Raw genomic sequence first — 13524 nt, 5'->3', positions numbered from 1 at the left:
CGAAGAGGCCGACGACGCTCGAGATCAGGATGATACGGCCGAAGCGGGCCTTCAACATGCCCTTCGATGCGCGCTTGATCACGCGGAAAGACCCTGACAGGTTCGTGTCGATGACCGAGGTGAAGTCGTCTTCCGACATGCGCAGCAGGAGCGTGTCCTTCGTGACGCCCGCGTTGGCGACGAGCACCTCCACGGGGCCGAGGGCGGACTCGACCTCGGAGAATGCGCGGTCGATGGATTCCGCATCCGTCACGTCTGCCAGCACCGTGAGACTGCCTTCCGGGCCCTCGCCCGATCGGGCCGTCACGGCCACTCGATGCCCCTGGGCGAGAAACTCCTCGGCAAGCGAGTAGCCGATTCCTCGGTTTCCTCCGGTGATGAGTACGGTGCGAGCTGTCGTCATGTACGAGTCCTTCGGTGCGGGGCGTGGATCACTGGCCCGTACCAGCATAGGAGGTGGTTTCGCGGCGTAGGCTTAGAGCAGCCTTCCGGCCCATCGACCCGAGCAGACGAGCCCATGAAACAGCAGTCGATCACCGATCTCCCGCCATCGCCGGGCGACGAGCGCCACACGCGCATGATCAAGTACGGCATCGCCATGAGCATCCGCGTCGTCTGCATCGTGCTGATGCTGTTCCTGCATGGCTGGTGGCTCATCCTGCCCGCGATCGGCGCCATCGTACTGCCGTACTTCGCGGTCGTCCTCGCCAACGTCGGCTCCCCCACGAAGTCGGTCGTGAACCGTCCTGGCGGTGTCGTTGCTATTCCGGGTGCTCGCCCGCCCCGCGATTTCGGCGGTCGTCCGGAATGATCGGTCTCGGCCTCGAGCCGTCCGGCTCCGTGTGCTCCCGCGCGGGCTGTCGCGAGGCATCCGCGTGGCGCATCGAGTGGCGCAATCCGAAGATCCATGACGAGAGCCGCCGCAAGATCTGGCTCGCCTGCACTGAGCACGTCGACTTCTTGCGCGAGTTCCTCGCCGCGCGAGATTTTCCGCTCGACGTGATCGCCGATGACGGCCCGGGTGCCGCGACCACAGGCCCCGTGGATGCGATGGGCCGCGCGTGAACACCGGCTGGCGGTTCCTGGCGAGCTCGCGCTGGGGCGGCTACCTGGCCGTCACCGTGATCTTCGCGCTGGTCTGCGTGCTGCTCGGATTCTGGCAACTCGCGCGTCGGGCTGGCGCGGTGGCCGAGAACACCAGGGTCGCCGCGAACTACGACGCCGCGCCCCGCCCCATCGATGACGTGCTCGCCGACCTCGACTCCTTCGACGCAGACGACACGTGGAGCACCGTATCCCTGACGGGCCGCTATCTCAGCGATGAACAGCTGCTCGTGCGCAATCGTCCTCTCGGCGGGCAACCCGGGTTCGAGCTCCTCGTGCCGTTCCGTCTCGACGACGGCGACGTCGTCATCGTCGATCGCGGCTGGCTGCCGACCGGGCAGCTGCAGGACACGCCCGATGTCGTGCCCGACGCTCCCCGGGGCGAGGTGACCGTCGTAGCCAGGCTCAAGGCCGGCGAACCGACCCTCGACGGGCGCAAGGCGGCCGAGGGCGAGATTCCGTCTATCGACCTGACGATGATCGCGAAGAGGATGGATGCGCCGACCTACACGGGTGCGTATGGCGCCCTGGCCAGCGAGTCGCCCTCGGCCGAGACGGGAACGCTCGCAGTACGCCCGCCGGAGGACGAGGGCCCGCATCTGTCGTACGCGTTCCAGTGGTTCGTCTTCGCCCTGCTGGGATTCGTCGGCCTCGGGTACGCAGCACGGCAGGAGTTCCGGCTGCAGAACGTCGACGACCCCGACGAGAAAGAGCGGGCGGCCGATCGTGAGCGTCGACGGCGAGCCAAAGCCAAGTCCGACAACGACATCGAAGACGAACTCGTCGAACGAGCCGCGCGCACCCACCAGCGGTGACGCGACCGCTCGGAGGCTCTACGCCAGCGAGATCAGGTCGGCGTAGTCCTTGTTCCAGTGGTCTTCGACCCCGTCGGGCAGAATGAGCACGCGTTCGGGGTTGAGCGCCTCGACGGCGCCCTCGTCGTGGCTGACCAGGACCACGGCGCCTTCGTAGTGCGCCAGGGCGTCGAGGATCTCCTCGCGGCTGGCGGGGTCGAGGTTGTTGGTGGGCTCATCGAGCAACAGCACGTTCGCGCCGGAGACCACGATCATCGCCAGGGCGAGACGTGTCTTCTCGCCGCCCGAGAGCACGCCGGCCGGCTTGTGCGAATCGTCACCCGTGAAGAGGAACGAGCCGAGCACCCGACGCGCTTCCATCTCGGTGATGTTCGGCGACGACGACACCATGTTCTCGAGCACGCTGCGCTTCACGTCGATGGTCTCGTGCTCCTGGGCGTAGTAGCCGATCCGCAGGCCGTGGCCCGGCTCGAGTTGGCCCGTGTCGGGCGTATCGGCACCGCCGAGAATGCGCAGGAGTGTGGTCTTGCCGGCACCGTTCAGTCCGAGGATGACGACCTTCGATCCGCGGTCGATGGCCAGGTCGACCGCGGCGAAGATCTCGAGCGAGCCGTAGCTCTTCGAGAGGTTGGATGCCATGAGCGGGGTTCGGCCGCACGGTGCGGGTGTCGGGAAGCGCAGTTTGGCCACCCGGTCGACGGCACGCACTTCTTCGAGGCCCGACAGCATCTTCTCTGCGCGAGCCACCATCTGGTGGGCGGCCGCCGCCTTCGACGCCTTGGCGCCGAACTTCGCGGCCTGGAGCTGAAGGACCGACGCCTTCTTTTCGACGTTGACGCGCTCCTTCTTGCGGCGCTCCTCGTCGGCCGCGCGCTGGCGAAGGTAGTTCTTCCAGTTCATGTTGTAGACGTCGATGGCCTGACGGTTGGCGTCGAGGTAGAAGACCCGGTTCACCGTCTCGCCGACCAGTTCGATGTCGTGGCTGATCACGATGAATCCGCCGGAGTAGTTCTTGAGGAACTCGCGCAGCCAGACGACGCTGTCGGCGTCGAGGTGGTTCGTGGGCTCATCGAGGATCAGCGTGCGGGCATCCGAGAACAGGATGCGGGCGAGCTCGATGCGTCGGCGCTGTCCGCCCGACAGGGTCGACAGCGGTTGGTCGAGGATTCGGTCGGGCAGATTCAGGTTCGATGCGATCGACGCGGCCTCGGCCTCGGCCGCGTATCCGCCGAGCGCGAGGAACCGATCGGTGAGGTTGCCGTACGTGGTCATGCCCGCGGCGCTGACCTTGGGGTCGGAGCTGCCCATGTCGGTGGTGGCCAGCTGCATGCCGAGCACGAGTTGGCCGAGCCCGCGAGCATCGAGGATGCGCGTGCGGGCGAGGTCTTCGGGGTTGCCCGAGCGCGGGTCCTGTGGGAGATAGCCGATCTCGCCACTGCGCTCGACCTTGCCTCCGTTCGAGAGCTGCTCCCCCGCCAATACCTTCGTCAGTGTCGTCTTGCCCGCGCCGTTGCGGCCGACGAGGCCGATCTTGTCACCGTCTGCGACTCGGAATGAGACGTCTTGCATCAGTACCCGTGCACCGACCCTGAGTTCGAGGTCTTGAACATTGAGCACAGGCAGAATCCATTTCTAATGTCGTGTTTCCACAACGGGGGTTTGGGGGGAGGTAGCAATAGTATAAATCCGAAAGCGGGCGCCGTTTTCTCAGTGCGTCTGCGCATCCGTTTCAACACACCCCGTGTTCCCCACATTCCCTCAGGAGTTCGCCTGTGTCGTCTATCACCCTGGCCGCATCGCGCCCGACCCTCGCCGACCGGCTCTTCGCCCGGTCGCTGACGACCGACCTCGTTCTGATCGGTGCCGGCGCGGCACTAACGGGGGTGCTCGCCCAAGTCGTCGTCCCCCTGCATCCCGTGCCGATCACAGGCCAGACGCTCGCCGTCATTCTGGTGGGCAGCACGCTCGGCGCCCGACGCGGTGCGCTCTCGATGGTTCTCTACCTCGCGCTGGGCGTTGCCGGCCTGCCCTGGTTCAGCGATGCGAGCTCGGGCCGGGGCGTTCTCGCCGGGCCGACCGGCGGTTACATCGTCGGTTTCATAGCGGCGGCGGCGCTGACCGGCTGGCTCGCCCAGCGCACCTGGGACCGCCGCGTGCTGGGCGCGTTCGTCTCCATGTCTGCGGGAACCCTCGTGACGTTCGCCGTCGGCCTTCCCTGGCTTGCGGCATCCCTCGGCCTCACCCTGGAGCAGACCCTCGCCTCCGGTCTGTACCCGTTTCTGATGGGCGGCGCGATCAAGGCGCTGCTGGCGGCGGGCATCCTGCCGCTCGCCTGGAAGCTCAGCTCTCGCACGACGAACAAGCAGGTCTAGTTCTCCGTACCGGTATTCACACGAACGGGCCCCCTCCACGGCTGTGGAGGGGGCCTTTCGCAAGAAACGGGAACTACATCGAGAATCCGAGCGCCCGCATCATCTCGCGGCCGTCGTCGGTGATCTTCTCCGGTCCCCACGGCGGCATCCAGACCCAGTTGATGCGGAACTGCTCTACCGTGCCGTCGAGGGCCTGTGCGGTCTCCTCTTCAATCACGTCGGTGAGCGGGCAGCCGGCGCTAGTCAGGGTCATGCTGATCAGCAGCGCGTCGTTCTCATCGTCCCACGCGAGATCGTAGATCAGGCCGAGGTCGACGATGTTGACCCCGAGTTCCGGGTCCATGACGTCTTTCAGCTTGTCTTCGATCTCGTCGAAGCGCTGCGGTGTGAGTGTCGACGCCATGTCTACGAGCCGACGTTCACGTTCGAGAGGAACCGGTCATAGCCCTCGTTCTCGAGGCGCACGGCCAGTTCGGGCCCCCCCTGCTCGACGACCCTGCCCGCGACGAAGACGTGCACGAAGTCGGGCTGGATGTATTTGAGGATGCGGTTGTAGTGCGTGATGAGCAGGATGCCGAGACCGGTGTTCGCCTTGGCGCGGTTGACACCCTCCGAGACGATCTTCAGGGCGTCGACGTCGAGACCGGAGTCGGTCTCGTCGAGCACGGCGAACTTGGGCTTGAGCAGCTCGAGCTGGAGGATCTCGTTGCGCTTCTTCTCGCCGCCCGAGAATCCCTCGTTCACGTTTCGCTCCCGGAACGACTTGTCCATGCGCAGCTGCGACATGGAGGAGTCGAGGTCTTTGATCCAGCCCCGGATGGGTGGAGCGGCGCCATCGATGGCGGTCTTCGCGGTGCGGAGGAAGTTCGACACGCTCACGCCGGGAATCTCTACGGGGTACTGCATGGCGAGGAACAGGCCGGCACGGGCGCGCTCGTCGACCGTCATGGTGAGCACCTCTTCGCCGTCGAGCTTCACGGAGCCGCTTTCGACGGCGTACTTGGGGTGGCCGGCAATGGCGTAGGCGAGGGTGGACTTGCCGGAACCGTTCGGGCCCATGATCGCGTGGGTCTCGCCTTCGCCGATCGACAGGTCGACGCCCTTCAGAATCTGCTTGGTTCCCTGTTCGGTCTGCACGCTGACGTGGAGATCGCGGATCTCAAGATTCGACATGGCTACACAATCTCTTTCGTTTTGGTCGGGTCGATGTAGACCTCACCGTCGACGATGGTGAGTTCGTACACGGGGACGGGCTCGAAGGCCGGAAGGGTGAGGGGCTTGCCGGTCACCAGCGAGAACTTGGAGCCGTGGGCCCAGCACTCGAGCGTGTCGCTCTCGACGAAGCCCTCGGCGAGCGAGATGTCGCCGTGCGTGCACGTGTCGCCGATGGCGTGGCACTGGCCCGACGAATCTTTCACCAGGGCGATGGCGACGCCGTCGATGACGACGCGAACCGCCTCGTTCGGGGTGAGGTCGTCGATCGAGCAGATGAGTTCTGCGGCCATGGTCAGTATCCCTGCGCTTCGCTGAGCTCGGCTTCGATGGCCGCGGACAGGTGCGCCTCGAGCTCGGCGGAGCCGATCTGCGCGACGATCTCGGCCAGGAATCCGCGAACGACGAGGCGCCGGGCCTCGTCTTCGGGGATGCCGCGGGACTGCAGGTAGAAGAGCTGCTCGTCGTCGAACCGGCCGGTCGAGGATGCGTGCCCGGCGCCCGAGATGTCTCCGGTCTCGATCTCGAGGTTGGGGATGGAGTCGGCGCGGGGGCCCTCTGAAAGAACCAGGTTGCGGTTCTCCTCGTAGCTGTCGGTAGCCGTGGCATGCGGGCCGATCAGCACGTCGCCGACCCAGACCGAGCGGGCCGTGGCGCCCTGAAGAGCGCCCTTGTACTTGACGCGGCTCTTGGTTTGAGCCGCCACGTGGTTGACGTAGACGCGCTGCTCGAGGTGCTGTCCGGCGTCGGCGAAGTAGAGGCCGAACGCGCTGGCGTCGGCGCCGGTCGAGTCGAGGTGAATCGACGGGTTGACCCGCACGACGCCACCACCGAGGCTGACCACGATGTGGCGAAGCCGCGCGTCGCGGCCCACCCGGGCGAAGTGGCTCGCCAGGTGATTGCTCTCGTCGTTCCATTCTTGAACCGTGACGACGGTGAGCATGGCCTGGTCGCCGACGACGATCTCGACATTCTCGGTCAGCTGGGCGTCGCCCGAGTTCGTGAGGATGACGAGGCCGCGGCTGAAGGGCGCGGCGGTGATGACGGTGTGGCCGGCTCGAGGAGTCGAATCCGTGCCGTCGCGGCTCACGACGAATTCGACCGGTTCTTCACCCGAAACGTCGATGGCGAGAGCCTTCTCGAATGACGACCAGGCGTTGGCGCTGGCCCGCTCTTCGGGAGCGCCGGCCGTGCCGATTCGCGCATCCGTACGCTCGACCCACGTCGCCGTGACGCCCGAGGTGTCACTGAACTCGAGTGTCGGAACGGAGCCGTCGAGCTCGCCTTCGATGAGCGATGCGATACGGGCGATAGGGGTGAGCTTCCACTCGAGCTCGTGTCCGGTGACTTTCTCGAAGTCGTCGACCGAGGTCGATGTGAAGCGTTCCGCCCTCGATTGAACCGGCACATAGGCGTCGCCGCCGTCGGAGTGTGCCTTCAGGCCGTGCTGTTCTGTCTCGATGAGACCGGTGTTCGCTGAAACTGCTGCGGACATCTAGCCGACACTGCCTTCCATGCCCATCTCGATGAGCTTGTTGAGTTCGAGTGCGTACTCCATGGGGAGTTCGCGGGCGATCGGTTCGATGAAGCCACGCACGATCATGGCCATAGCTTCGTCTTCGGGCAGGCCGCGGCTCATGAGGTAGAAGAGCTGCTCTTCGCTGACACGCGAGACAGTGGCCTCATGGCCGAGTTGCACGTCGTCGACCCGGATGTCGATGGCCGGGTAGGTGTCGGAGCGCGACTTGGTGTCGACGAGCAGGGCATCGCAGCGCACTGTGTTGGCCGAGTGGTGTGCATTCTCGGCCATGCGCACTTCTCCGCGATAGCCTGCGCGCCCGCCACCGCGCGCGATGGACTTCGAGACGATGGACGACTGGGTGTAGGGCGCCATGTGGATCATCTTGGCGCCGGCGTCCTGGTGCTGGCCCGGGCCCGCGAAGGCCACCGAGAGCGTCTCGCCCTTGGCGTGCTCGCCGACCAGGTAGATCGACGGGTACTTCATGGTGACCTTCGAACCGATGTTGCCATCGATCCACTCCATGGTGGCGCCCTCGTGCGCGATTGCGCGCTTGGTCACGAGGTTGTAGACGTTGTTCGACCAGTTCTGGATCGTCGTGTAGCGAACGCGGGCGTTCTTATTGACGATGATATAGACGACGGCCGAGTGCAGGGAGTCGGACGTGTATATCGGAGCGGTGCAGCCCTCGATGTAGTGCACGTAGCTGCCCTCGTCGGCGATGATCAGCGTGCGCTCGAACTGGCCCATGTTCTCGGTGTTGATGCGGAAGTAGGCCTGCAGTGGGATCTCGACGTGCACGTTCTTGGGAACGTAGACGAACGATCCTCCCGACCACACGGCGGTGTTGAGGGCGGCGAACTTGTTGTCGCCGGCCGGGATGACCGTGCCGAAGTACTCGGTGAAGAATTCGGGGTGCTCACGGAGCGCCGTGTCGGTGTCCATGAAGATGACGCCCTGGGCCTCGAGGTCTTCACGGATCGTGTGGTAGACGACCTCGGACTCGTATTGGGCCGCGACGCCGGAGACGAGGCGCTGGCGCTCGGCCTCGGGGATGCCGAGGCGTTCGTACGTGTTCTTGATGTCGTCGGGCAGGTCGTCCCAGGTGGTCGCCTGCTTCTCGGTCGAGCGCACGAAGTACTTGATGTTGTCGAAGTCGATTCCGGAGAGGTCGGCGCCCCAGGTGGGCATCGGCTTGCGCTCGAAGAGCTGGAGACCCTTCAGACGGTTCTTGAGCATCCATTCGGGTTCGCTCTTGAGGGCGGAGATGCCCGAGACGACGCCGGCGTCGACCCCGCGTTTCGCGACGGCACCCGCCGCATCGGAGTCGGACCAACCGAATTCGTAAACCCCCAGGTTTTCGAGTTCTGGACGGTCGATCAATACGTCAGACATGACTTTCTCCCTTCCTCGTTGATCTCAACCCGCACGCAGCGGCAGGCATTCCAGACCGAGGTATTTATGTGACTTCGGCACGGATCACCGAAATGATTGCCTGATCACGTTCTCGTGGGGAGAACACCCGTACTTAGAATGTACTGAGGTCTGGGGGCGCGAGCCCCGCCCAACGCTGGGCTTTATGCGCAAAACGCGTTCGAACGCGGATTTCTACAACTTTCGAATTCTACAGGCAATGCCTGTCGGATAGTAGGTCGCGGGCCTTTTCGTCGACAAGTCTTGACAAGGAACATCCCCGCCGTGAAGCGACTCATCGCACTCCTGCCCGTCTCCGTCAGCCGCCCCGTGCGCGTTCTGGCCTGGCTCTCGCTGGCGTTCCAGGTGGTGCTGATCGGCACGGGGGGCGCGGTTCGACTCACGGGATCCGGACTGGGCTGCCCCACCTGGCCGCGCTGCACCGAGTCGTCGTTCGTGTCGACGCCCGAGATGGGCATCCACGGCGTGATCGAGTTCGCGAACCGCATGCTCACCTTCGTTCTCGCAATCATCGTCATCGCGGTGTTCCTCGCCGTCGTGCGCAACTGGAGGGAGCGCCGGGACCTGTTCGTGCTCACCCTCCTGCAGGGGCTGTCGATCCCGCTCCAGGCCGTCATCGGCGGCATCACGGTGTTGACCGGGTTGAACCCGTTCATCGTCGGGTTCCATTTCGTGATCTCTATCCTGCTCGTCGTCAACGCGACGATCCTCGTCTACCGGGTATACCGCGGGCCACGTGTAGCCCGACGCTCGGCACCCCTCTGGTATCTCGTCGTCGCCCACTGTGCCTCGCTGTTCGTCGCGATCACCGTGGTCGTCGGCATCCTGACCACGGGATCCGGCCCGCACGCGGGCGACGAGAAGACGCCGCGCAACGGCCTCGATGCCGAACTGCTGCAGCACTTCCATAGCTGGCCGGCCTATGTACTGGTGGGCCTCACCGCCGTGCTGGTGGTGGCGTCCGTCTTCGGCGGGCTCGGCGTCACCCGCTGGGCGCTCACGCTCCTGGCCGTCGAGGCCGTGCAGGTCGCCGTCGGACTGGCACAGGCACGACTCGGCCTGCCGCCGCTGCTCGTCGGCGTCCACATGGTGCTGGCCGCGCTGCTCGTCGCGGCGATGACGGCACTCGTCCTCTCGCTGCGCACGTCGGGCTCGACCCGCTCGGTGGTCGAGGATTGCCGCGAGGTCGCAGTCGTTCGCTAGAGCCGCGGCTTAGAACGGCAGAAGCGGATCGATGGCGACCGCGAGGAAGACGAGCGTCAGGTAGCTGATCGACGCGTGGAAGACCCGCATCGGCTTGACCTCGTGCCCGTGGATGGCCCGGTTGTAGAGGCGGTGCGTCTCGTAGATGAACCAGGCGCCCGAACCGAGCGCCACGACGCTGTAGACGACTCCCATGGGTGCGACGGGAATGAGGAGCAGCGAACAGGCGACCGTGGCCCACGCGTAGAGGATCGTCTGCAGCCCGACGACGGCCCGACCTCGCACGACCGCGAGCATCGGCACGTTGGCCGCCTTGTACTCGTCGCGGTACTTCATCGACAGCGGCCAGTAGTGCGGGGGCGTCCACAAGAAGATCACGCCGAAGAGGACGAACGGGGTCCAGCTCAGCGAGTCGGTGACGGCGGCCCAGCCGATGAGCACCGGCATGCAGCCGGCGATGCCGCCCCACACGATGTTCTGCGAGGTGCGGCGCTTCAGCCACACGGTATAGAGGAAGACGTAGAGCAGGATCGCGACGAGTGACAGCGCCGCCGCCAGAAGGTTGGCGAATACAGCCAGCCAGACGATGGATGCGACGCCGATGACCCACGCGAAGACGAGGGCCTCGCGGTCGCTCAGCTCGCCGGTGACCAGGGGCCGGCCCTGGGTGCGCTTCATCACGCGGTCGATGTCGCGGTCGATATAGCAGTTGAACGCTCCGGCGCTGCCGGCGCTGAGGGCGCCCCCGATGAGGGTTGCAACGACGAGCCACAGGTCAGGAATGCCGTTCTGGGCCAGGATCATCACTGGCGCGGTCGTCACGAGCAGCAGCTCGATGACCCGGGGCTTCGTCAGGGCGACGTAGGCCTTCGCCTTGGTCGACAGGCTGATCCGCCGCTTCTCTGTGCGGCCCTCTACAGCGACGTCCATTGCTCCTCAAACTGTTTTCAGGCCCCACGCAGGGCGCGCGCGATCTGTGAATCAGTCTAGGCGATCGGTTCTCGAGGCTCGGTCGGAGGCGATACCGTGATCGACATGACCGCTACCGAGCCCAGCACCCCCGAGGAATACGCCCGCCTCGCCGCACGAATCGAAGAGGAGGTTTCCGAGCTGCAGCTCGACTCGTTCGGGCCGTCGGACGCGCTGAGGCTCGGCCTGATCCTCGTACGCACGGGGACGCAAGGCACCCTGCCGATCGCCATCGACATCCGGCGCGGCGCCCAGATTCTCTTTCACGTGGCCCTCGAGGGAGCCCAGGCCGACAATGACGTCTGGATCGCACGCAAGTCGAGCGCCGTCGAGCGCTACGGCATCCCCTCGCTGCTGCTGGGCACGCGGCCCAAGATCGCGGGTAAGCGCATCGAGGACGAGGATTGGTTCGATCAGACGGCGTACGCGGCCCACGGCGGCGGCTTCCCAATAACGGTCAGGGGCACGGGCGTCGTTGCGGTCGTCACCGTCTCGGGTCTCCCCCAGATCGACGACCACGATCTGGTGGTTTCAGCCCTGCGCGAGTTTGTCGAGGGGTAGTTCCACGCACCGCGCGATTCCCTATACTTGAAGCGGCGACACAGCAGTCGGTGTTTCCTGCGTGTCTTTCTTGCGGAGAAGCCATGTCCCACTGTGCCGAACACGTACCGTGTGGCGGCCCTCATTCGCCGGTCTCTCACTCGGTTCTCCCTGCTGCCGATTCACATCACGGCGCCTGACGGGCAAATCTGTCCGCCTGCAACTGAGAAGGGGCTTATTCCTCGTGGCATCATTCCAATGGACTCCCATTGACGACCAGGCCGTATCCACGGCGAAGGTTCTCGCGGCAGACGCCGTCGAGAAGGTAGGAAACGGGCATCCGGGAACGGCCATCAGCCTCGCCCCCGCCGCGTACCTCCTCTTCCAGAAGATCATGCGGCGCGACCCGAGCGACAACGAGTGGATCGGCCGTGACCGCTTCATCCTGTCGGTCGGCCACAGCTCGCTCACCCAGTACATCCAGCTCTACCTCGGCGGCTACGGACTCGAGCTCGACGACCTCAAGGCGCTGCGCACCTGGGGCTCGCTCACCCCCGGCCACCCCGAGTACGGCCACACAGACGGCGTCGAGATCACGACCGGCCCCCTCGGCCAGGGCCTCTCCTCCGCCGTCGGCTTCGCCTACGCGTCCCGCTTCGAGCGCGGTCTCTTCGACCCCGAGGCCGATGCGGGCACCAGCCCGTTCGACCACTTCATCTACACGATCGCCGGCGACGGCGACCTGCAGGAGGGCATTACGAGCGAAGCATCGTCGCTCGCCGGTCACCAGCAGCTCGGCAACCTCGTCGCCATCTACGACAGCAACCAGATCTCGATCGAAGACGACACCAACATCGCCTTCACCGAAGACGTGCGGGCCCGCTACGAGGCCTATCACTGGCACGTCCAGGTCGTCGACTGGAAGAAGACCGGTCAATACGTCGAAGACGTCGAGGCACTCTTCGACGCCATCGAAGCCGCGAAGGCCGTCACGGACAAGCCCTCGCTCATCATCCTCAAGACCATCATCGGATGGCCGTCGCCGAAGAAGCAGAACACCGGCAAGATCCACGGCTCGGCCCTGGGAGCCGACGAGCTGAAGGGCCTCAAGGAGGTTCTGGGCTTCGACCCCGAGCAGAGCTTCGAGGTCGCCGACGAGGTCATCGCACACACCCGGAGCGCCGTCGAGCGCGGCCAGGCCGAGCACGCCGCGTGGAGCCAGACCTTCGACGCCTGGGCCGCTGCCAACCCCGAGAAGAAGGTGCTCCTCGACCGCGTCCTGTCCGGCGACGTGCCCGAGGGCCTTGAAGAAGCCCTGCCCGTGTTCGAAGCGGGCAAGGCCGTGTCCACTCGCGCCGCATCCGGCAAGGTCATCAACGCCATCGCGCCCATCATGCCCGAGTTCTGGGGTGGTTCCGCCGACCTCGCCGAGTCGAACAACACGACGATCGAGTCGGGTGCGTCCTTCATTCCCGCCGAGCACTCCACGCACGAGTGGACAGGAAATCCCTACGGCCGGGTGCTGCACTTCGGCATCCGGGAGCACGCGATGGGCGCGATCCTCAACGGGATCGTGCTGCACGGCAACACGCGCCCGTTCGGCGGCACCTTCCTCATCTTCAGTGACTACATGCGCCCGGCCGTTCGACTCGCCGCCCTCATGAAGTCACCGGCGATCTACGTCTGGACCCACGACTCCGTGGCACTCGGCGAAGACGGACCGACCCACCAGCCGATCGAGCAGCTCGCCACGCTGCGGGCCATCCCGGGCCTCGACATCGTGCGTCCCGGTGACGCCAACGAGGTCGCCTACGCCTGGAAGACCATCCTCGAGCGCCGAAACGGGCCAGCAGGACTCGCGCTGACCCGCCAGAACATTCCGGTGTTCGAGCGTGGCGAGGGCGACGCGACCGGTGAGACATTCGCCTCTGCGAAGAACGTCGCCAAGGGTGCCTATGTGCTGGCCGAGGCCCCGAACGGCACGCCCGACGTCATCTTCATCGCGACCGGGTCCGAGGTTCAGATCGCCGTCGAGGCGCGCGAGCTGCTCAAGAACGAGGGCATCAACGCCCGCGTCGTGTCGGCGCCGAGCCTCGAATGGTTCGAGGAGCAGAGCGCCGAATACCGCGAGTCGGTGCTTCCGGCGTCGGTCACGGCCCGCGTGTCCATCGAGGCCGGGCTCGACCTGACCTGGCGCTCCTACGTGGGAGACCACGGCACGAGCGTGTCGATCGAGCACTTCGGCGCATCCGCCGACTACCAGACGCTGTTCCGCGAGTTCGGCATCACCACGGAGCACGCCATCGAGGCTGCAAAGCTCTCGATCTCGTCGCTCTAGACCACACGAATCTTCTAG

At 65.5% G+C, this 13524-nt stretch carries 15 protein-coding genes; 7 read left to right on the top strand and 8 right to left on the bottom strand.

Annotated features, from left to right (window positions below; all coding sequences use genetic code 11):
• The coding region (locus ACE5CZ_RS08910) for an SDR family NAD(P)-dependent oxidoreductase (protein ID WP_374946971.1) at positions 1-403 on the bottom strand (403 nt) is incomplete at its 3' end.
• Positions 404-517: 114 nt separating this feature from the next.
• On the opposite strand from ACE5CZ_RS08910, the gene ACE5CZ_RS08905 reads away from it, so the two are divergent.
• From ACE5CZ_RS08905 to ACE5CZ_RS08895, 3 genes are read left to right on the top strand one after another with little or no spacing between them, the layout of a single operon-like run.
• A complete protein-coding gene (locus ACE5CZ_RS08905) occupies positions 518-811 on the top strand; it encodes a DUF3099 domain-containing protein (RefSeq protein ID WP_374946970.1) in 294 nt (97 codons plus the stop codon).
• A complete protein-coding gene (locus tag ACE5CZ_RS08900) occupies positions 808-1065 on the top strand; it encodes a hypothetical protein (protein ID WP_374946969.1) in 258 nt (85 codons plus the stop codon). Before ACE5CZ_RS08905 ends, ACE5CZ_RS08900 begins: the two co-directional genes overlap by 4 nt.
• The gene (locus ACE5CZ_RS08895; RefSeq protein WP_374946968.1) at positions 1062-1919 is read left to right on the top strand and encodes an SURF1 family protein; all 858 of its coding nucleotides are present in this window, start codon (positions 1062-1064) and stop codon (positions 1917-1919) included. Before ACE5CZ_RS08900 ends, ACE5CZ_RS08895 begins: the two co-directional genes overlap by 4 nt.
• 18 nt (positions 1920-1937) lie before the next feature.
• Here ACE5CZ_RS08895 and ACE5CZ_RS08890 read toward each other — a convergent pair whose 3' ends face one another.
• Positions 1938-3536, bottom strand: a complete 1599-nt coding sequence (locus tag ACE5CZ_RS08890; protein WP_374946967.1) for an ABC-F family ATP-binding cassette domain-containing protein — start codon at positions 3534-3536, stop codon at positions 1938-1940.
• 155 nt (positions 3537-3691) lie between these two features.
• Between ACE5CZ_RS08890 and ACE5CZ_RS08885 the strand changes: the two genes are divergently transcribed.
• Positions 3692-4291, top strand: coding sequence for a biotin transporter BioY (locus ACE5CZ_RS08885; RefSeq protein WP_374946966.1), 600 nt, complete (start codon positions 3692-3694; stop codon positions 4289-4291).
• 73 nt (positions 4292-4364) lie between these two features.
• Here ACE5CZ_RS08885 and ACE5CZ_RS08880 read toward each other — a convergent pair whose 3' ends face one another.
• Genes ACE5CZ_RS08880 through sufB form a run of 5 tightly spaced genes read right to left on the bottom strand, consistent with a single transcriptional unit; the run spans position 4365 to position 8417 of the window.
• Positions 4365-4694 (bottom strand): metal-sulfur cluster assembly factor, encoded by a 330-nt coding sequence (locus ACE5CZ_RS08880; protein ID WP_055781451.1) that lies wholly within the window; start codon positions 4692-4694, stop codon positions 4365-4367.
• 2 nt (positions 4695-4696) lie between these two features.
• A complete protein-coding gene (sufC, locus tag ACE5CZ_RS08875; RefSeq protein WP_374946965.1) occupies positions 4697-5464 on the bottom strand; it encodes a Fe-S cluster assembly ATPase SufC in 768 nt (255 codons plus the stop codon).
• A gap of 2 nt (positions 5465-5466) precedes the next feature.
• On the bottom strand, positions 5467-5796 hold the full coding sequence (locus ACE5CZ_RS08870; protein ID WP_374946964.1) for a non-heme iron oxygenase ferredoxin subunit: 330 nt from the start codon (positions 5794-5796) through the stop codon (positions 5467-5469).
• A gap of 2 nt (positions 5797-5798) precedes the next feature.
• Positions 5799-6998, bottom strand: coding sequence for a Fe-S cluster assembly protein SufD (gene sufD, locus ACE5CZ_RS08865; protein ID WP_374946963.1), 1200 nt, complete (start codon positions 6996-6998; stop codon positions 5799-5801).
• Entirely contained in the window at positions 6999-8417 is a 1419-nt protein-coding gene (gene sufB / locus ACE5CZ_RS08860) for a Fe-S cluster assembly protein SufB (RefSeq protein ID WP_374946962.1), read from the bottom strand.
• 303 nt (positions 8418-8720) lie between these two features.
• On the opposite strand from sufB, the gene ACE5CZ_RS08855 reads away from it, so the two are divergent.
• Positions 8721-9659, top strand: a complete 939-nt coding sequence (locus ACE5CZ_RS08855) for a heme A synthase (protein WP_374946961.1) — start codon at positions 8721-8723, stop codon at positions 9657-9659.
• A gap of 9 nt (positions 9660-9668) precedes the next feature.
• Here ACE5CZ_RS08855 and ACE5CZ_RS08850 read toward each other — a convergent pair whose 3' ends face one another.
• Entirely contained in the window at positions 9669-10589 is a 921-nt protein-coding gene (locus tag ACE5CZ_RS08850; RefSeq protein WP_374946960.1) for a heme o synthase, read from the bottom strand.
• Positions 10590-10694: 105 nt separating this feature from the next.
• Here ACE5CZ_RS08850 and ACE5CZ_RS08845 point away from each other — a divergent pair, with 105 nt between their 5' ends.
• Together ACE5CZ_RS08845 and tkt are read left to right on the top strand one after the other, a co-directional pair.
• Positions 10695-11189 carry a heme-degrading domain-containing protein gene (locus tag ACE5CZ_RS08845; RefSeq protein WP_374946959.1) on the top strand — a complete coding sequence of 165 codons (495 nt, stop codon included), beginning with the start codon at positions 10695-10697 and terminating at the stop codon, positions 11187-11189.
• 223 nt (positions 11190-11412) lie between these two features.
• Positions 11413-13506: a transketolase gene (gene tkt, locus ACE5CZ_RS08840; protein ID WP_374946958.1), complete on the top strand. Its 2094-nt coding sequence runs from the start codon at positions 11413-11415 to the stop codon at positions 13504-13506.
• Positions 13507-13524: the final 18 nt, after the last annotated feature.

The organism is Agreia sp., from assembly GCF_964263775.1.
Classification (GTDB): domain Bacteria; phylum Actinomycetota; class Actinomycetes; order Actinomycetales; family Microbacteriaceae; genus Agreia.
The sequence above is the reverse complement of the archived record's forward strand: the minus strand, read 5'-3'. Positions and strand labels throughout refer to the sequence as shown.

What these genes read in the sequence shown, in the direction of transcription:
- sufB (WP_374946962.1), bottom strand. Translation starts at nt 8,417, where the DNA reads ATGTCTGACGTATTGATCGACCGTCCAGAACTCGAAAACCTGGGGGTT.
- ACE5CZ_RS08870 (WP_374946964.1), bottom strand. Translation starts at nt 5,796, where the DNA reads ATGGCCGCAGAACTCATCTGCTCGATCGACGACCTCACCCCGAACGAG.
- ACE5CZ_RS08905 (WP_374946970.1), top strand. Translation starts at nt 518, where the DNA reads ATGAAACAGCAGTCGATCACCGATCTCCCGCCATCGCCGGGCGACGAG.
- ACE5CZ_RS08850 (WP_374946960.1), bottom strand. Translation starts at nt 10,589, where the DNA reads ATGGACGTCGCTGTAGAGGGCCGCACAGAGAAGCGGCGGATCAGCCTG.
- sufD (WP_374946963.1), bottom strand. Translation starts at nt 6,998, where the DNA reads ATGTCCGCAGCAGTTTCAGCGAACACCGGTCTCATCGAGACAGAACAG.
- ACE5CZ_RS08845 (WP_374946959.1), top strand. Translation starts at nt 10,695, where the DNA reads ATGACCGCTACCGAGCCCAGCACCCCCGAGGAATACGCCCGCCTCGCC.
- ACE5CZ_RS08880 (WP_055781451.1), bottom strand. Translation starts at nt 4,694, where the DNA reads ATGGCGTCGACACTCACACCGCAGCGCTTCGACGAGATCGAAGACAAG.
- sufC (WP_374946965.1), bottom strand. Translation starts at nt 5,464, where the DNA reads ATGTCGAATCTTGAGATCCGCGATCTCCACGTCAGCGTGCAGACCGAA.
- ACE5CZ_RS08900 (WP_374946969.1), top strand. Translation starts at nt 808, where the DNA reads ATGATCGGTCTCGGCCTCGAGCCGTCCGGCTCCGTGTGCTCCCGCGCG.